Origin of the sequence: Campylobacter concisus (assembly GCF_902460545.1) — a bacterium.
GTDB lineage: Bacteria > Campylobacterota > Campylobacteria > Campylobacterales > Campylobacteraceae > Campylobacter_A > Campylobacter_A concisus_AE.
Genome location: NZ_CABPUE010000002.1, coordinates 258,482 through 278,217 on the forward strand (window position 1 = coordinate 258,482; position 19,736 = coordinate 278,217).

Sequence of the window (19,736 nt, forward strand, 5' to 3'; positions counted from 1 at the left end):
TGATGAAAAAAGTAGTTTTTTTTCTCTTTTTTAGCGTTTGTTCTTTGATAAATTTACACGCTTTAGAGTGCAGTGATCTTGCTAAAAAAGAGAGCTTTAAAACTACTCCAAACGATATTGCTTACACGAATGAGGGGCTATTTTACTGTGATGGTTCACTTTTAAACTTAAAAGAGGTAAAAGAGCTTTTTGATGCGAGTGTGGCTGTGAGAAGTGAGTCTCAAAGTTGCGTTGGTGATAGAGTTTATAAAGAAAATTTAAACAAGTTTAGATGGCTTTTACTAAAAGCGTCATTTGCGCCTGAATTTTACGCAAGAGAGCTTGCAAAGCCAGAGGTTGCTGAGAGTGAAAAAGACGCTAGAATGGAGTATCTTAGATACTGGGCAAACGAGAGCTTATTTAATTTTTTAAAATATAAAAAATTTACAGAAGCTTACAAAAACGCTCAAACTCCGCTTGTGAAATTTTATGAAAGCCTTGGACTTGATACGCCAAGTGCCGCTTACTACGCAACTAGCGTGGTAAATGAGTTTTTGACTTTTGGTGTCGGTAAAAGTGTAAATAAAGCTAAAATTTTAACACCTGAGCAAAATATAATGGCTCAAAGGATAAATTCCGATGAGCTGGCAAATTTACTTTACTCAAAAAATTTCAGTACCGCTGAGCTTACAAATTTGCTTAATATCGCTCTTTTAAACGAAAAAAGTAGCGATATGGTAAAAGAGATCATAAGGCGCGGGGCCGATGTGAATTTGGGCGATGAGACGCCGCTATTTTTTGCTTTAAAAAATATAGAAAATGTAAAAATTTTACTTGCAAATAAAGCTGATGTAAATCACAAAAATTTTTTTGGAAAAAGTGCGCTTTTTTACGCTGTGCAGTTTAGCGATAAGCCACTTTGTGAGCTTTTGCTAAAAAATGGTGCCAATGCCAACGAGAGCTATATAGACGAAAATACCAAGATGAATATGATAAATTTGGGTATGACGCAAGTTGAAGATACATGTGGTCTAGAGCATACAAATAGAAGCGTTTTTATGCATGCAGCAGCTCACGCAACGCCAGAAATTTTAAAGCTTTTGATGGATAATGGCGCTGATATCAACGCGACTGATGACGCTGGATTTAACGCGCTTGACTATGCCATGAAAGAACAAAACGAAAAGACGATCAAATTTTTAGAAAATTTGGGTTTAAAACCAAATTTAAATTAGGAAAAATCATGAAAAAGACAGCTTTTGTAACCGGTGCAACATCTGGATTTGGCGAGGCGATCGCCAGAAGACTCTCAAAAGAGGGCTACAAGATAGTCGCTCTTGCAAGGCGCGAAGATAGGCTAAAGAAGCTTGCAGCAGAGCTTGACGATACGCATATTATCGTAGCTGACATACGCGACAAAGAGGCTGTTTTTAAAGCGGTTGAGAGCTTGCCTGATAAATTTAAGGACATAGAAGTGCTTGTAAACAACGCTGGCATGGCGCTTGGGCTTGAGAAGACGATAGATGCGAAGGTGGAGGACTTTGAGGCGATGATAGACACCAACGTCAAGGGTCTTATCTACTCAACAAAGGCGGTTTTGCCACTACTTTATAAGCAAGAAAAGGGCTATATCTTTAATATTGGCTCGACAGCTGGCTCATGGCCATATCCTGGAAGTAATGTTTATGGTGCTACAAAGGCCTTTGTGAAGCAGTTTAGTCTAAATTTAAGAAACGATCTAGTTGGTACAAATATCAGGGTGACAAACATCGAGCCGGGGCTTTGCAAGACCGAATTTAGCGAGGTTAGGTTTAGAGGAGATAAAGTAAAGGCGGATAGTCTTTATGAAAATACAAATTTCATCACATCTGAGGATATCGCGACGATTTTGATAAATTGTCTAAATATGCCCGGAAGTGTCAATATAAATAGAGTCGAAGTCATGGCAAATACGCAGACTTGGGCTGGACTTGCGATAGAAAAATTTTAAGGAGTTCTTGTGAGACAAATTTTATTATTACTTTTTTTTAGCGTTGCGCTTTTTGGTGTCGATCCAGAAGTGGCAAAGAGAAACGCTGAAATTTATGGCGTATTTACGCTTATACCGCCTGTTGTGGCAATAGCACTTGCTTTTATCACAAAAGACGTCATCTTGTCGCTATTTATAGGTGTTTTTAGCGGAACATTTCTCATAAATATCATCAATGAAAACATCTTTATGGGTATCGTAAAAGGCTTTACAGGTATTGTTTCAAGAGTCGTTGAATCAATGGCTGACAAGACCGACTCAGGTATCTTACTTCAAGTGCTTTGTATCGGCGGCGTGGTCGCACTCATTACAAAGATGGGTGGTACAAAGGCGGTTGCTCTTTGGCTTAGCAAAAAGGCAAAAAGCGGCATTTCAGCTCAAATTTCAACATGGCTCATGGGAATTTTTGTATTTTTTGATGACTACGCAAATGCCCTAATCGTTGGCCCTATAATGAGACCAATAAGTGATAAATTTAAAATAAGCCGCGAAAAACTAGCTTTTATCATAGATGCTACCGCAGCACCGATCGCTGGTATTGCTATCATCTCGACATGGGTTGGCCTTGAGGTTTCACTCATCGAAAAGGGCTATGAGCTAGTTGGAGAGACTGGAATTAACGCTTATTCTATATTTATCGAGACAATTCCATATAGATTTTACAACCTCTTCATCTTATTTTTTATAGTCTGTACAGCCTTGATGCAGCGTGAATACGGACCAATGCTGTTAGCTGAAAGACGTGCTAGAAGAGGCGAGCTTCACTCAGGTAAAACTCAAATCCAAGATCTTGAAGATAAAACACTTGAGCCAAAAGAGGGCGTGAAATTAAGCGCTGCAAATGCTGTTGTACCACTTCTTGTGCTGGTCATTGGCGCATTTACTAGTTTTTATTTTAGTGGTCTTGCTGCACTTGAGGGTGATGCTCTTAAAAATGCACTTGCTAATCCGCTTTCATTTTCTACATTTAAAGATACTTTTGGCGCAGCAGACTCAGCTACATCACTATTTCAAGCAGCACTACTTGCTAGTATCGTAGCTATCACAATGGGTGTTTGGCGTAAAATTTTTGACGTAAAAGAGGCTATCAGCACATGGGTAAAGGGCTGGAAGACTATGATAATTACAGTTGTCATTTTGCTTCTTGCATGGAGCCTTAGTGCTGTTATCAAAGAGCTTGGTACATCAAGATATTTGGTTGATTTATTAAGCTCTTCAACGCCTAAATTTATCCTGCCAGTTGCTGTTTTTATCCTTGGTTCGTTTATTAGCTTTTCAACTGGAACGAGCTATGGTACGATGGGAATTTTAATGCCTCTAGCTATCCCACTAGCTTATGCTGTCGGCAAAAACTACGGCCTAGAGGGCGATGCGATGCATGCATATATGATCGTAAATATCTCAGGCGTACTTACAGGTGCGATCTTTGGCGATCACTGCTCACCGATATCGGATACTACGATACTTTCATCAATGGGTGCAGGATGTAATCATATCGATCACGTATCAACTCAAATGGTCTATGCGCTTAGCGTTTGTGTGGTTTGTGTGCTAGTTGGCTACTTGCCAGTTGCACTTGGTCTTAGCGTTTGGATCGCACTTCCTTGCGGATTTTTAGCGATTTGGGCGCTAGTTAGATTTGTTGGAAAGAAAGTAGAAGCATAAATTTGGATTGCAATTATTTAAAAGAGTGCGGCTCTTGCACTCTTTTTACTCCTTATGATGAGCAAATTTTATTTAAAACTGACCTTGTAAAACAAAATTTTTCAGAGTTTTATGATGGTGAGTTTGATGTTTTTAGCTCAACACCAAAACACTACCGCACAAGAGCTGAGTTTGGCATCTGGCATGAAGGCAGCAAGCTTAGCTACACGATGCATGCAAGCGAAAAGGGCAAAAAGGTCTTTATAGATGATTGTCCAAAGGTTTGCGAGCAAATTTCAGAGCTTATGCCAAGCTTGCTTTGCAGCTTACAAGAGAGCGAAATACTGCGCGCAAAGCTTTTTGGAGTGGAATTTATCTCTTGTAAAAGCGGTATTTTGGTCACACTTCTTTATCATAAAAGGCTTGATGGCGAGTTTGAGGCGGCTATGAAAATTCTAGCCAGTAAGCTTGATGTCACCATACTTGCAAGATCTCGTGGGCAAAAGCTACTAAGTAGTGAGCTAAATTTGATCGATGAGCTAAATATTGGAGAGCAAATCTATAAATTTAGCCTATCTGAAAATGCCTTTATCCAGCCAAATAGAGCCGTAAATGAAAAGATGATAGCTTGGGCAAAAGAGTGCGTAGAGGCTGGCGCTGACCTCCTTGAGCTCTACTGCGGACATGGAAATTTTACTATTCCGCTTTCGTTTAAATTTAAAAACGTTCTCGCCACTGAAATTTCAAAGAGCTCGATTACAAATGCCCTTAAAAACTGCGAGCTAAACAAGGCTAAAAATATCAAATTTTTACGAATGGATGCTGATGAGCTTATGAGCGCATTTGCTGACGTTAGGGAATTTAATAGACTAAAGGATATAAATTTAAGCGATTTTAACTTCTCTCACGTCCTTGTCGATCCACCCCGTGCAGGACTAAGCGAAAGTGTCGTAAATTTCATCAAAAATTTTAAGAATATCATCTATATCTCGTGCAATCCAGAGACTCTAAAAGAAAATTTAAAAGAGCTTTGTAAAAGCCATAAAGTGATAAAATTTGCCATTTTTGATCAGTTTGCAAACACTCATCATATTGAATGTGGCGTGCTACTAAGGGCAAAATAATAATTTAAAAAAGGAAAAATAAAAAAATGGTTTCACTAAATAAAATCATCCAAGCAAAGATCACGATCGGTCATTTCGTAAATAAAACTCCATTTGCTCTGAGTGCAAAACTTAGTAAAAATTTGGGAGCAAGCATCTATCTAAAAGAGGAAAATTTACAACGAACCGGCGCTTATAAAATAAGAGGCGCTTACAATAAAATAGCTAGCTTAAGTGATGAGGAGAGAAAGCGTGGTGTCGTGGCTGCAAGTGCTGGCAACCACGCTCAAGGTGTAGCTATAAGCGCAAAAGAATTTGGCGTACACGCTTGCATCATCATGCCAGAATCAACCCCACTTTTAAAGGTCGCTGGCACAAAGGATCTTGGTGCAGAGGTTATTTTAAAGGGTGATAATTTTGACGAGGCATACGCTTTTGCGGTTAATTACGCCAAAGATAAGGGTATGACCTTTGTTCATCCATTTAACGACGAGTACGTTATGGCGGGGCAGGGCACTGTTGGACTTGAGATGCTTGATGAGATAAGTGACCTTGATATAGTCATTGTCCCAGTTGGTGGTGGCGGATTAGCTAGCGGTGTGGCTAGTTGTATAAAGCAGGTCAATCCAAAGACAAAAGTAATCTGTGTCGGTGCAAAAGGCGCTCCAGCTATGTTTAATAGCTACGGCGCTAAAAAAAGCATAAATTCAAAATCAGTCCGCACCATAGCTGATGGCATCGCTGTGCGTGATGCGAGCGAGATCACGCTAGCAAATATTATTGAGTGTGTTGATGAGTTTGTGCAAGTTGATGACGAGGAGATCGCAACTGCGATCTTGTTTTTGCTAGAGACTCAAAAGATCGTAGTTGAGGGAGCTGGCGCAGCTGGCGTGGCAGCACTTATGCATGATAAGATCAAATTTAAAAAAGGTGCAAAGATAGGCGTGGTGCTAAGTGGCGGAAATATCGACGTTCAAGTGCTTTCTATTATCATCGAAAAGGGTCTTATCAAGTCTCACCGCAAGATGACACTACAAATAACACTTGTGGATAAGCCAGGAGCGCTCATGAGCCTAACTGATAGCCTAAAATCAGCAAATGCAAACATCGTAAAGATCGACTACGATCGCTTCTCAACAAGGCTTGATTACGGTGATGCTAATATCACGATCACGCTTGAGACAAAGGGTCTTGAGCATCAAGAAAAGATCAAAGAAGTGCTTACTAAAAACGGTTTTTCTTTCACTCAACTATTTTAATTTAATGGCTCGCTACTATTTAAAGTAGCGAGCATGATTTGCCTATTAAAACAAAATTTCAAATTTTGCATTTACGCTGTTTGACTTCACGTCTTTAGCAAAAGCACCTGTGTAAGATAGACCTAAATTTACATTTTTATAAACATTAGCTTTTACACCAAGGCTAGCTGTGCCAAGATCGCGCACCTCTTTTCCTTCAAGTTCCAAGTATCCAGCATTTGCGATATTTACGCCGATATTTGGTCTTGTATTGCCAACTAGTCTATTGTAGGCTAGATCAGCTTCAAATTTCATCTTTGTACTACCAAGGCTAAATGGCACACTAGGGTTTAGACCTATGCTAAATACACCTAAATTTCTAGTTTTTTCATCAACGTCCATTCTGAAAATTCCTACATTTTGGCTAGTGCTATCAGTTTTCATACGTAGATAGCTTACACCCACATAAGGATTTAGTGAGAAATTCGCACTATTAAATGCTGTTAATGCCAAATTTGCGTAAGCAGTAAGTGCTTTTTCCTTGCTTTTTACATGCTCATCTGAGTAAAAGCTAACGATCGTGGCACCATTTTGTGTTTTTCGTTTCGCATTTGTGTATATGAGACCGAGGTCTAGTTTTGTGCTGGCGATCTGGCTTTTTCCGTAAATGCCTATACTTGTGCCTTTTGTTTTATAAGTATCATCGCCATCTTCTTTTACTTTTTCACTGCTAGCACCAAGCACGCCACCAAGTGTGAAAACATCATTTACATTGCCGTCAAATCCAAAAAGCTGAGTGAGTGAGTTTGCTTTTACATCATCAAATTTCATAGCATTAGCCATGGTATTTGACCAAAAATTCATGCCACTCGCATCGATTGCTTTTGCACCAAATGGATCAAATTCATGGTTGATGATTGCATTTTTGAGCAAGATATTTTCTAGTAAAAATGCATTATGTTGAGCTAAATTTGCATTATTTGCAAATGTTTTTAGCGTATCGCTTGCTTGTTTTGGTGTAGCGTAGATGAAGTGTCTATATAGATCACTCGTAATAACTGCTGGTCTACTTCTAAACGGCGAAGTAAGGAGCGCTGGTTTGCTAGCTGTATTCTCTATGAGCTGTGCTACTCTTTTTTGGTTGTCGCTAGCTGCTATACTTGTTATTGTATTTTTTGATTTTTTGAGTGTTAGTTCTAGCTTGTTGTCACTATAATTTCTAGTAAGGTCAAAAAATGCGTATTTTTTTGAGATGGTGTCGTTGTAACCACTAAAATTTCCAGTTACGGCATAAGTTTTTGCCTTTGAGCTATCATCATATAGTCTTTTCATGACATCTACATCTGGCTCACTTATATCTATGATAGAGTTCTTCTCAAAATTTAGATTTAAATTTGCTGCGTTATTTGAGATAATATAACTACCACCTGTTTTTATAGTAGCTTTTACTGCGTCATTTGTACTTTTTCTAGTTACATCTTTAAAAGATAGCTTTTGAGAAAATCTATTTCTATCAATCTCTCTAACACTCATCTCTTTAACAATCTCAAGTGCACCACCATTTTCAACTACTACTTCGCTTGATTTTAGTGATTGATTTAGTGCTGTGATCTTGCCACTTTTTATTATAGTATTGCCAGTGTATGAGTTGGTTCCTGCTAGTTTTAGAGTGCCTAGACCTCTCTTAATAAGAGTTCCTTCATAGCCCTCGCTAGCTCTTTGTTCTCTCGCTTTTTCTCTAGCGTTACCTATATCAAGTTCAGCTTTTTGCTCGGCTGTTAAATTTGCCATTTGTTCAAGCTCAGCCTTACGATTAGCCCAAATTTGTGCCTCTGCTTCATCTTCAGTCTTTCTGTATTTTATAGCTACATCGCTGATATTATTTGAGTAAAGATCGTCTGTGTCTAGGCTTACGTCAAATACACCTAGTAGCTGTCCTGGCCCAAACATAGCCTTTAACATATCAAGTGCTCCCCAGCCCCAGCGCTCATCAGGCACACCAAGTGGCGCAGTAAAGCCAGAAATTTTTCTCGTGTCATTTTTCTTAAACTCATCATGCACTTGTCTAGCTGTAGTTAGTAGCACTTCTCTTGCTTGAGAGTTGCTCATATATGGATATCTTTGCATAACAAGTCCAAGTGCACCAGTGACGTGTGGAGCTGCCATAGATGTGCCGCCCTTTTTGCCATAGCCAGCTTCGCCAGTTTTTAAATCAACGATAGTTGAGTATATAGGTTTTGCAGGTGCTGCTATGCTCCACCATTTTGAGTGACCTGCTGTGTTGTAGCGCTGCGTATCGCCTTCTAGCTGACCTGTGACATTTATCCAGTATTTTTCAGCGTCTGGGCGAAAATATGGAAGCATTGCTCTTGTGTATGACTCTTTCATACCATTTCTATTTCCGGCAGTAAAGACTTGAATGATGCCGTATTTTTTGGCGACTTCATAAGCGGCATCTATAAAATTTTTACCATTTGTGACAAATGGATAGTAGCTTTTATAGGCTGCGTCAAGATCTTTTATATCTAAGCTATTGCCACCATCAAATCCAGTTGCTCCCTCATAAGCTTTATAAAATTTGCGGTTTGAACCCCAACTATTATTTATAGCTCTTGCGCCACCCTTGGCTAATCCCTCATAAGATGCTAAAAAGAAGTTGTAGTCTTGGTTTGGTCCATATGTCATACCATCGGTTCCGCCAGTATTTCCCATTATAAGTTTTGCGTCAAATGCTACGCCGTGCATGCCTACGCCATCTCTTGAAGCAGCTATCGTGCCAGCTACGTGCGTGCCGTGTGAGTCATTTACACCAGCGATCCAGTTGCCATCAGCTTCAAATTTTTCACCTTTTTTGAAGTCGCCAAAGTCTTTTCTATTTTTCTCATCGCTCCCTTTTTTAAGAAGTGGCGAGTTGCCGTACTCAGTATCTGGGTATCTTTGTCCGTCTTTGTAGTAGCTGCCAGAAATTTTTAGTGCGCTTACCCTACCGTCGCTAAATTCTTTGTGACTAAGCAGCGCGCCAGAGTCCATCACGCCAAGAGTCACGCCTTTGCCTGTTGCTCCAAGAGCATAAGCAATAGCTGTATTCATACGAACTAAGCCCCAGTCCGCCTTGTACTCATCGCTCTCCCAGCTTTTTATATCGCCAAATTTACCTCTGTTTTGCTCGCTAGCATTTAGCGAATTTGCAAACAAAAGAGCACAACAAGCCGCGCTTATCAAAATACATTTTTTATTTAAAATGGATCTTTTCACATCTCATCCTTTGCATAAAATTTAAAAGGATTGTAATATTCTTAAAATAAATTATTAATTAAAATATTAAAATTTATGATAAAATTTACTTTAATAATCCCTTTTTTACGCTATTTTTACTATAAGATATGAAAAAATGGTTAAGATATTATCACAAAAGTATTATTAATTACAATTATATCTTAAAACAATTATTTAAATATGATTTTTAATAAAAGTAAAATTTCATCTCTGCTTCACAAATTTAAGCTAAAATAGCAAGCTTTAAAGGAGAAAGAATGAGTGAATATATAAATTTGATATTAGCTCTCTTGCTTGCAGTTCTTGTGTTTGCATTTTATAGGGCAAATAAGGCGTTAAAAAAAGCAAAAGATGATAGCGAAAATCTCTCAGTCAGCACCGAAATTTCACAGCTTAAAAGCATCGGCGAGCTATCTGTTTTTCAAGTTTATAGCAAAGAGATCGTCACAAAGACAGATCATGCGTTTGGAAATTTTGGCAAAGAGTATCTAAGATGGCTAATAAGTGAGAAGAAGCTTTCAATGATATTTGAGTTTGAGATAAATTTCATCTACGATCTAACCAGTCCAAAACTCGAGATCACGCAGATTGCAAACTCTAGCTACAAGATCAAGATGCCTCCTTGTAAGTATAAATTTTCGATCGCTGATATGAAATTTTACGATGAGAAAAACGGCAAATTTATACCATTTTTGCTGCCTGACTCGCTAAATGGCTTTTTTGGTAGCACTTTTACAGAAGAAGATAAAAATAGACTAATCGAAGAAGCTAGAAACGAAGTCAAAAAGATGAGCGTTCGCCTTATCTCGCAGCTTCAAAGCAAAATTCATAAATCAGCTCGCGATACGCTTGAAGCAATCGCAAAGAGCTTTGGGGCAAACAAAGTTGAGTTTATTTTTGACGATAATGATGAGCAGATAAGCTCGCAACTAAATTTGGAAAATATTGCATAAAATTTTAAAAAGGAGAAAAAATGAGTGTAAATTCACAAGAAGTCACGCAGACACCAGGCAACAACACAGTCTTTCAAACATGGGTTTTAACAGCTGACAAAAAGGCTTGTAAAGAGGGTTTTGCCGAGCTTTGCGCCTTGGTTGTAAATTTAAATAAAACTGCCAAGATTAGATTTGGCGCAAATGAAAATGTAAACTGCGTCCTTGGCGTGGGTCATGATGCTTGGAAAAAGCTTGAAATTTCAAAAGATCTGCCAAAAGAGCTTGTAAATTTTAAAGCGATCAAGGGCGACAAGCACGAGGCTGTTAGCACAAAGGGCGATATCCACATCCATATCCGTGCTTTAAATGCACCTGATTGCTTCGATATGGCTCAAGCAATAAAAGCTGTGCTTTTTAAATTTGCAGAGCTTACAGACGAGACGCAAGGCTTTAAGTATCATGACGGCAGGGCGATAATTGGCTTTGTTGATGGCACTGAAAATCCTGAGGGCGAGGAGAGAGATTTCTTTGCTAAAGTTGGCGATGAGGACGCTAAATTTAAAGGCGGCAGCTACGTTTTTGTACAAAAATACTTTCACAATATGAAAGATTGGAACGCTACAAGCGTAAGTGAGCAAGAAAAGGTAATAGGCCGCTCAAAAGAGCTTGACATCGAGATGAGCGAGGATGTAAAACCTACAAATTCACACTCAGCTGCTGCAAACGTAGGAGATGATAAAAAGGTCGTGCGTGGCAATATGCCTTTTACTGAAGGCAGCAAAACAGGCACTTATTTTATCGCTTATGCGAGCACATTTTCAACGGTTGAGCTCATGCTTAAAAAGATGTTTATCGGCGAGCCAAAGGGCAACTCAGATAGGCTGCTTGACTTTAGTACGCCAGTAACTGGAGCTCTATACTTTGTTCCAACAGTTGATATGTTAAGCGATTATGAGGGCTAAATTTAAATGGGTGAGGCAACTTGCCCTTTTAAATTTTAAATAAAAATGCCAGAGTGGTTTATTTACGCAGCTCTTTCAGCCGTTTTTGCTGCACTTACAGCTATCTTTGCAAAGCTTGGTGTAAAGGACATTGACAGCGATTTTGCGACATTTATAAGAACGATCGTCGTCATTTTGATGCTTGTTTTGCTTTTAAGTGTGGCTAAAAAATGGCAGCCGTTAAACTCACTAAGCCCCAAAAACTGGCTCTTTCTCATACTAAGTGGTATAGCGACTGGGCTTTCGTGGCTTATGTATTTTAAAGCGATGCAAGTTGGCAAGGTCTACCAAGTAACCTTAGTTGATAAATTTAGCGTTGTGCTGGCTATCATTTTGGCTGTTGTATTTCTTGGAGAAAGGCTAAATTACAAAGAAATTTTAGCTGTTTGCCTTATCGTATCTGGCGTGTTTCTACTCATTTTTAAATAAATTTTTTTGCATTATTCTTAAAATATATTTTTAATTTTAATTTGTAATTAATCAAAAAGCCCCTAGAATTTGAACGATTTCATTTTGAAGGGAGAAATATGAAAAAAAATCATTTTTTCAGCCATCGTGGCTTGTGCGGCATTTGGTGCTAGTGTAAACTACACAGATGTTGTAAAAGATGTTTACGGTGATGCTAGCTCAACAAAAAGTATAGGCAGACTGCTACCAACCAACGCAGTTGAAATTTTACAAACAAGCGGCGACAGAGCGCAGATCAAAGTAAAAGGCTATCAAAACCCAGCCGTTAGCAACGTAGTTTATTTTGCTGATGGTGCTAGGATTATCTCAGTGGCATTTGCTAAGACTGCACCTTTTGACATCAAAGTCATAAAAGAGGGCAAAAACGGCAAATGGAACGAGGTAGAAACAACAGTTTTTGTTCAAAAAGATGGCTTTAGCACTGACGTAAACGCGATGTTTGCAAAAGCTGACAAGATGTATAAGGAGAGTTGTGGTGTTTGCCATGCGTTGCCTCAAACTACGCACTTTAACGCAAATCAATGGCCGTCACTTCTAAAATCAATGATCGGCAGAACCGCAATAGAGAAAAAAGACGAGTGGTTGGTTGTTGAATACCTTCAAAAACACTCATCTGACGTAAACCTAGGTAAATAAGCAAAACTTTTGTAGCGGAGAGTAAAAACAAATATTAAAGTTTAGCTTATTCAAAAGAAAATTTAAAATGAAAGGGAGATAAGATGAATGAGAACAGGCGAGAATTTCTAAAAAAAGGTGCTACGGCAATTGCAGCGACACCTTTGCTTTCAAGCGTAACAGCTTCAAATTTATTTGCTGATGGTGTAAAAAAGAGTGTTTTAAGAGATGGCGAGGTCATCACAGCTGCCCACTGGGGTATGTTAAAAGTGACAACCAAAAACGGCGTAGCAGTAAAGTCAGAGCCTATCCAAAAAACAAGTGAAATTTACAACCCGCTTCAGCACTACACACCAGATATGATCTACAAAAGTCGTATCAAACGCCCAGCAGTAAGAAAGAGCTACCTTGAAAATCCAGATAGCCCAAAGCCAGAGCTTCGCGGCAAGGATGAGTGGGTTGAGGTGCCTTACGAAGAGGCGATCAAGCTAGTTGCAAGAGAGCTGAAAAAGACAAGAGCACAAAAAGGCTTACAAAGTGTATTTGCGGGCAGCTATGGTTGGAAGTCAAGCGGAAACGTGCATAACTCAAGAATTTTACTTCATAGATTTATGAACCTTAGTGGTGGCTTTGTTGGCTCGTTAGGGGACTATTCAACAGGTGCTAGCCAGATCATCATGCCTCACGTCGTGGGTAGTATCGAGGTCTATGAGCAGCAAACCAGCTGGCCAGTCGTGCTTGAAAACTCAAAAGTTGTAGTCATCTGGGGTGCAAACCCACTTGCGACACTTCGCATAGCTTGGACTAGTACCGATGAGCAGGGCTTTAAGTACTTTGAAGAGCTCAAAAACAAAAAAGATATCAAAGTGATCATCATCGATCCTATCAAGAGCGACACAGCGCAATACTTTGATAACGCTCAGTGGATCGCCCCAGTGCCAAACACCGACACAGCGATGATGCTTGGTATGATGCACTACCTATATGAAAGCGGCAAGTATGATAAAAATTTCATTGAAACCTACACAACAGGCTTTGATAAATTCCTCCCATATCTACTTGGTAAGACAGACAATACTCCTAAAAATTTAAAGTGGGCAAGCAAAATTTGTGGTATCGATAAAGATGTGATAAAAGAGCTAGCCGATACATTTGTCGCAAACCGCACGATGATAATGAGTGGTTGGGGTATGCAGCGCGCTCACCACGGCGAGCAACCACACTGGGCGATGGTGACACTAGCAGCTATGATCGGTCAGATAGGACTTCCTGGTGGGGGATTTGGGCTTAGCTATCACTACTCAAACGGCGGCGCTCCGACTTGCAAAGGTGCGGTCATCGGCGGCGTAAATAGCGCAAGTGTGGGTAAATTTAACGATAAAGGCGAGTTTATCGGCACAGACACAGGCGAGTTCGATAAACGAGGTCGCTTCGTCGCAAAGGCAGCTGCAGCAGCAGGCACAGGCCAAAGTTGGCTACAAAAGGCAACTAACTATGCCTTCCCGGTAGCAAGGATTGCTGATGCGTTGCTACATCCTGGTAAAGTGATCGACCACGACGGCAAAAAGATCACCTATCCAGATATCGACTTTATCTACTGGGTCGGCGGCAACCCACTTGTTCACCACCAAGATACCAATACAAATTTAAAAGCGTGGAGAAAGCCAAGAACGGTTGTCGTTCATGAAGCCTACTGGACACCGACAGCAAAAATGGCTGATATTGTTTTCCCAGTAACTACAGAGTATGAGAGAAACGATATCACCATGACTGGCGACTACTCAAATATGAACATCGTGCCGATGAAACAAGTCGTTGAAAAATACCACGAGGCAAGAGACGACTACCAAATTTTCACTGATCTTTGCAAGGCTTATGCTAAAAATTTGGTCATTGCCTATACAGATAACGGCAAGGATGAGTTTGACTGGATCAAAGAGTACTATGACGCAGCCTATGCTCAGGTCAAGGCTGTGCCAGAGCTCACAACTGACATGAAGCCATTTGAAGAGTTTTGGAACGAGAACAAGCCAGTTACATTTGCCTCATCTCAAGATAGCGATAGTTGGGTTAGATTTGGCGAATTTAGAGAAGATCCTGTGCTAAATGCTCTTGGAACTCCAAGCGGTCTTATAGAAATTTACTCAGAGACTATCGAGAAAATGGGCTATGACGACTGCAAAGCGCACCCAATGTGGTTTGAGCCGATCGAGTGGCTAGGCATGAAAGATAAACCAGCTAAATATCACATGATAAGCGCTCACCCAACTGACCGCTTGCACTCACAGTTAAGCCAAACTTCACTTCGAAATAACTACGCTATCGCAAATCGCGAGCCTATCTGGATCAACGAAAAAGACGCAAAAGAGCTTGGCATAAAAACAGGCGACTTGGTGCGTGTATTTAACGCACGTGGCGAGGTTTTAGCAGGTGCTTATGCCACTAAAAACATCAAAGAGGGCGTTGTAAAACTAGCTGAGGGCGCTTGGTATGACGGCTTTGATAGTGGTATCTGCAAAAATGGCTCTGCAAACGTGCTAACCATAGATATCCCAACAAGTAAGCTAGCAAACGGCAACATCAGCCATACAGCTCTTGTAAATATCGAAAAATATAAAGGTGACGAGGTATTAAAGCTCACAGCTTTCGCTGAGCCAAAAATTTCTAAATAATATTAAAAGCAGGGGAGCGATCTCCTGCTTTTGAACTTAAAATTTAAAATAAATCTACTACTCACAAAAGCTTAAATTTATATTAAAGCCTATAGCTTTATAAATTTTTTATTTTGCAATTATATTTGTAAAGCTTGGCGTAAAGGATATCACCACTGTGTTATTTTGTCCTGTGTGTTTTAAAGAGATACAAACAGGTATAATGCCTATCAAGTGGCTTTGATTGATAAATTTAGCGTTGTGCTTGCTGTTATTTTGGCTGTCATCTTTTTTGGTGAGAGGCTAAATTACAAAGAAATTTTAGCCATTTGCCTTATTGTTTCAGGCGTTGTTTTATTGATTTTCAAGTAAAAATTTATACTCTATATCTAACAAAAGAACAAAAATCAAAGCTATCTTAATTTAATGATATTTTGTGATCTAAAATTTATCCAAAAATTTTTAATTGTCAAGATGTCTTTATTAATTTTTAAAAAGCATTAAATATAGGGTAAATTTAATACTAATTTTAATTCTTTTTCGATAAATTAAAGCGATTATAACTTTTTAAAGGAGGAAAGATGAAGTCCATAACTTCAAAGATAGCGATGATTATCATCTCATTGCTAGTTATTTCGTTTGCTGCTATTTCAGCAGTCAGCTACTATACAGCGGAAAGTAAGGTAGTAGAGTTGGTCAGCCAGACCCAGGATCAGATTCTAAGTGACATCAAAGCTACTACGGATTCTTTTTTTGAAGATTATTTAGAAGTTGCCAAAAAGTCTGCTTCAGATATAGCACAAATACCAAATAATGATGACTCGTACATGGAAAAAACAAAAATGCAAAAAGAAAGCGTTAGTCATCTAGTTACTGATATTTTTTATGGTCGCGAGAGTGATGGACATTTTTTCCAGTCTGACGGCACTAGAACAACTCCAGCCGATAACTACGATCCTAGAACTAGAGGCTGGTATAAAGCAGCAAAGAGTGCAAATGGTGCTATATATACCGAACCTTACAAAGCTGCCTTGTCTAATGCTTTAGTAATTAGCTTTGCCGCTCCAGTAAATAAAAATGGAAATTTTGATGGTGTTTTGGGGCTTGATTTAAATATAGATGCTTTAAGTAAAAAAATTCTCGAAATGGGTAAAACGAAATACGGTTACGTCTTTTTAATGAACAAAGACGGCTTAATGCTAATGCACAATGACCCAAACAATGTTGGTAAAACCGTTCCTGCTAGCAAATATATTGCTGAGGTTTTTGCAGCTAAAAAATTTGATGAAAATGGACTTATCCCTTATACAAACTATAAAGGCGAAAACGTAACCGCCAAAGTCCTTCCTATAAACGATCAAGGCTGGCTCGCCGTAGCCGCTATCGGAGCAGATACTTTTTCGTCTAATACATTGCCTTTATTAAAAGCTCAAATAATCCTAGCCGTAGCTTTTATAGTCATACTTTCGGCTATCGTATTTGTTCTTCTTAAAAAATCTCTTAGTCCTATTAGAACTATTCAAACCAAGCTTGAAGACGCGTTTAAATTTATCACCTACGAAACCCCTAACGCTCCGGAAAAGCTAGTAGTAACTACGCAAGACGAATTCGGCAGAATGAGCGAATCTATTAACGAAAATATAGAAAAAGTCCTTAACGGCGTTAAAAAAGATAGTGCCTTAATAGACGAGATGAACGGTATAGCAAATCTCATGATAAAAGGCCACATGGGAGCTAAGATCAATTCCGTACCTAATAACCCGGCTTTGGTTCAGTTAAAAGATCTGCTAAATAAATTCTTTACTTCTATTTCTGAGAATTTAAAAGGAATAGCCGTAGTTTTGGCTTCTTACAATAAAAACGACTATACTCCTAGACTAGAGCTAAAACCCGAGCTTGAAAGCGATCTAAGAGATATGATAGTAGGCCTTCAAAGCGCGGGCGACGCCGTAAGCAATATGCTAAGGGAAAATTTAAAAGAAGCTCAGGTTCTAGAAGAAAAAGCTAAAATCCTAGCAGAGTCCATGAGAACCCTAACCGACGGAGCTCATAAGCAAGCCGACTCCATCCAAGAAAGCGCGGCTGCTATAGAAGAGATGAGCAGTTCTATGAACGCCATTAGCCAAAAAGCTAGCGACGTAACAAGACAAAGCGAAGAGATTAAAAATATCATCGTTATTATTAGAGATATAGCTGATCAAACCAATCTACTTGCTCTAAATGCGGCTATCGAGGCAGCTAGAGCGGGTGAACACGGCAGAGGATTTGCCGTAGTCGCCGACGAGGTTAGAAAACTAGCAGAGCGAACTCAAAAATCACTTGGCGAGATCGAAGCTAACGCAAATGTTTTAGCTCAAAGCATTAATGAGATGAGTGAAAGCATCAGAGAGCAAAGCGAAGGCATAAATATGATAAATCAAAGCGTAAGTCAGATCGACAGTATTACAAAACAAAATATTAATATTATTGGTACAACAAATGAAATTACTGACCAAATAGATGACATGGCTAAGACGATAGTAGCCGACGTTAGAAAGAATAAATTTTAATCTTAGACCGAATTTAGGGGTTTGCTTCCCCTAAATTCTAATTTTATCTCACTGATTTTAACTACCTAAAATGAAAAAATAATTCAAAATTATTATTTAATGTATACATCACTATTTTGTAATTAATATTATTTAAGACTATTTAATATAAAAAAATATAAAATCGTATCTTAATTTTTTGTAAAAGGAAAGTAAATGCGCTCAATTGCAAACAAAATATCTTTAATGCTCATACTGGCATTATTCATATCATTCTCGCTAATATCTTTAGCTAGCTATAACACAGCTCATGATAAAGCTATTGAGTTAGTAATACAAACTCAAAAGCAAATCTTAAAAGATGTGAAAATCACACTAAATAGCTTTTTTACCAATAATCAGTATGCTATAGAGAAAATGGCTGAGACTCTCAGTAAGATAAGCGAGAAAAGTGATGGCTCGATGAATGCTGATGGTATAAATTTAGCTTTATCTCAAGCAAAAGCTATATCTGGAAAAGAGATCACTCTTGTTTACGCTGGATATGAGGATGGGTCTATGTTTAGATCAAATGGGCAAAATAAAGCTGGATATGACCCAAGAGTTAGAGGATGGTATAAACAAGCTAAAGCCGAGAATAAACCGATATATACTGATCCATATATGGCAGCTTCATTAAATGCTATGGTTATAACCTTTGCTGCACCTATTAAAAATATTGGAGTTACGGGCATAGATGCATCTATTGAGGAGTTGAGCAATAATATATCGCAAATCAGTAAGACTGAATACAGCTATGCTTTTGTTACAGATCAAAATGGCAACGTTATAATGCACCCAAATAAAGAATTAGTTGGCAAACCTCACGAGATCGCTAAAAGCCTGATAAAACAATATAATGAAAAGAAATTTGATGAAAATGGATTAATAGCATATAAAAATACAAAAGGCGAAGATGTCTATGCTTATATGTTAGAGATAAATGACAAAGGTTGGTTGGCAATAACAGCAATGGATCAAAATATCTTTAGCTCGCATACTTTGCCTATTTTAAAAGTTCAAATTATTTTAGCCATTATATTTATAGTTGTTTTATCTTTGATCGTATATTTCTTGCTAAAAAGATCGCTTAATCCTATTAAAACTATTACAGATGCTTTGGTTAGTTTCTTTAGATTTTTAAATTTTGAGATAAAAGAGCCAGTTGTTTCAAAGGTGGCAACAAAAGATGAATTTGGCGTAATGAGCAAACTAATAAATGATAATATTGCTAAAATTTTTGACAATGCCGATCAAGACTCTAGGGTGGTATCTCAATCTGTTGAGACTGCAAAGGCGATAGAAAATGGAAATCTAAAAGCAAGGATAGTAGATGTTCCGGCTAATCCAAAACTAATCGAATTAAAAGATGTCTTAAATAAAATGCTAGATGTTTTGGAGAAAAGAGTCGGTAGCGATTTAAATATGATCCAAAAAACTTTTAATGATTTTAGAAATTCTGATTTTACTTCAAGAATTTTGGATGCCAAAGGAAATGTCGAACTAGTAACAAATGAGCTTGGCGAAGAGATAGCTAATATGCTTGCATTTAACCTAAAACAAGCACAATTCTTAGAAGAAAAAGCCAAAAATTTAGATGCATCAATGAAACAAGTAACTCAAGGTGCTAGCACACAGGCAAATTCTCTTCAAGAAAGTGCTGCTGCGATCGAGCAAATGAGTAGCTCAATGAGTGCAATTAGTCAAAAGACTGTAGATGTTATAAAACAATCTGAAGAGATTAAAAATATCATCGTTATTATTAGAGATATTGCAGATCAAACCAACCTGCTTGCTCTAAATGCCGCTATCGAGGCAGCGCGTGCTGGTGAGCATGGACGAGGTTTTGCTGTAGTTGCAGATGAAGTTAGAAAACTAGCTGAGCGAACCCAAAAATCACTTGGCGAGATCGAAACTAACGCAAATATACTTACTCAAAGTATCAATGAGATGAGCGAGAGCATCAGAGAGCAAAGCGAAGGCATAAATATGATAAATCAAAGCGTAAGCCAGATAGATAGCATTACAAAGCAAAATGTTGATATCGTGAGCTCAACGAATGAAATCACCGCCCAAATCGATGAAATGGCTAAGACAATAGTAGCTGATGTTAAAAAGAATAAATTTTAACCTTGCGGCTCGATATTTAAAATTTCATTAATATTTCATCCTCAAAATTTGAGGATGAAAATAACTCTATTTTACCTCTAATCTTAAAATTATTTTTTGT

Annotated in this window: 13 protein-coding genes and 3 pseudogenes; 15 read left to right on the top strand and 1 reads right to left on the bottom strand. The window is 38.5% G+C overall.

Going from position 1 to position 19,736, the window contains the following annotated elements; translation table 11 throughout:
- Nucleotides 1–2: 2 nt before the first annotated feature.
- Genes FZ949_RS02960 through ilvA form a run of 5 tightly spaced genes read left to right on the top strand, consistent with a single transcriptional unit; the run spans nt 3 to nt 6,014 of the window.
- Nucleotides 3–1,214, top strand: a complete 1,212-nt coding sequence (locus FZ949_RS02960) for an ankyrin repeat domain-containing protein (protein WP_103579856.1) — start codon at nt 3–5, stop codon at nt 1,212–1,214.
- Between the two features lie 8 nt (nt 1,215–1,222).
- Complete coding sequence (locus FZ949_RS02965; RefSeq protein ID WP_054196367.1) at nt 1,223–1,969, top strand: SDR family NAD(P)-dependent oxidoreductase; 747 nt, start codon at nt 1,223–1,225, stop codon at nt 1,967–1,969.
- Nucleotides 1,970–1,978: 9 nt separating this feature from the next.
- On the top strand, nt 1,979–3,673 hold the full coding sequence (locus FZ949_RS02970; protein ID WP_103579857.1) for a Na+/H+ antiporter NhaC family protein: 1,695 nt from the start codon (nt 1,979–1,981) through the stop codon (nt 3,671–3,673).
- A 2-nt stretch (nt 3,674–3,675) separates the two neighbouring features.
- A complete protein-coding gene (gene trmA / locus FZ949_RS02975) occupies nt 3,676–4,776 on the top strand; it encodes a tRNA (uridine(54)-C5)-methyltransferase TrmA (protein ID WP_103579858.1) in 1,101 nt (366 codons plus the stop codon).
- 26 nt (nt 4,777–4,802) lie between these two features.
- Complete coding sequence (gene ilvA / locus FZ949_RS02980; protein WP_084040764.1) at nt 4,803–6,014, top strand: threonine ammonia-lyase; 1,212 nt, start codon at nt 4,803–4,805, stop codon at nt 6,012–6,014.
- A 45-nt stretch (nt 6,015–6,059) separates the two neighbouring features.
- Here ilvA and FZ949_RS02985 read toward each other — a convergent pair whose 3' ends face one another.
- The gene (locus FZ949_RS02985) at nt 6,060–9,248 is read right to left on the bottom strand and encodes a S8 family serine peptidase (RefSeq protein ID WP_148790122.1); all 3,189 of its coding nucleotides are present in this window, start codon (nt 9,246–9,248) and stop codon (nt 6,060–6,062) included.
- A gap of 278 nt (nt 9,249–9,526) precedes the next feature.
- Between FZ949_RS02985 and FZ949_RS02990 the strand changes: the two genes are divergently transcribed.
- The 10 genes and pseudogenes from FZ949_RS02990 to FZ949_RS09735 all read left to right on the top strand — a co-directional run bounded on the left by FZ949_RS02990 (nt 9,527) and on the right by FZ949_RS09735 (nt 19,636).
- Complete coding sequence (locus tag FZ949_RS02990; RefSeq protein WP_103579860.1) at nt 9,527–10,222, top strand: DUF4230 domain-containing protein; 696 nt, start codon at nt 9,527–9,529, stop codon at nt 10,220–10,222.
- Between the two features lie 20 nt (nt 10,223–10,242).
- On the top strand, nt 10,243–11,166 hold the full coding sequence (locus FZ949_RS02995) for a Dyp-type peroxidase (protein ID WP_148790123.1): 924 nt from the start codon (nt 10,243–10,245) through the stop codon (nt 11,164–11,166).
- A 45-nt stretch (nt 11,167–11,211) separates the two neighbouring features.
- The gene (locus tag FZ949_RS03000; RefSeq protein WP_148790124.1) at nt 11,212–11,634 is read left to right on the top strand and encodes an EamA family transporter; all 423 of its coding nucleotides are present in this window, start codon (nt 11,212–11,214) and stop codon (nt 11,632–11,634) included.
- A 123-nt stretch (nt 11,635–11,757) separates the two neighbouring features.
- Entirely contained in the window at nt 11,758–12,309 is a 552-nt protein-coding gene (locus tag FZ949_RS03005) for a cytochrome C (RefSeq protein WP_262367773.1), read from the top strand.
- A gap of 83 nt (nt 12,310–12,392) precedes the next feature.
- Entirely contained in the window at nt 12,393–14,960 is a 2,568-nt protein-coding gene (locus tag FZ949_RS03010; protein ID WP_103579864.1) for a molybdopterin-dependent oxidoreductase, read from the top strand.
- Between the two features lie 207 nt (nt 14,961–15,167).
- Nucleotides 15,168–15,311: pseudogene (locus FZ949_RS03015) on the top strand (EamA family transporter); the annotation flags it as partial.
- Nucleotides 15,312–15,547: 236 nt separating this feature from the next.
- A pseudogene (locus FZ949_RS09720) lies at nt 15,548–16,273 on the top strand (cache domain-containing protein); the annotation flags it as partial.
- Nucleotides 16,274–17,047: 774 nt separating this feature from the next.
- Complete coding sequence (locus FZ949_RS09725; RefSeq protein ID WP_410369081.1) at nt 17,048–17,488, top strand: methyl-accepting chemotaxis protein; 441 nt, start codon at nt 17,048–17,050, stop codon at nt 17,486–17,488.
- Between the two features lie 225 nt (nt 17,489–17,713).
- Nucleotides 17,714–18,484 (top strand): annotated as a pseudogene (locus FZ949_RS09730) (cache domain-containing protein); the annotation flags it as partial.
- Nucleotides 18,485–19,111: 627 nt separating this feature from the next.
- Nucleotides 19,112–19,636, top strand: a complete 525-nt coding sequence (locus tag FZ949_RS09735) for a methyl-accepting chemotaxis protein (protein WP_159070040.1) — start codon at nt 19,112–19,114, stop codon at nt 19,634–19,636.
- The last annotated feature ends 100 nt before the right edge of the window (nt 19,637–19,736 follow it).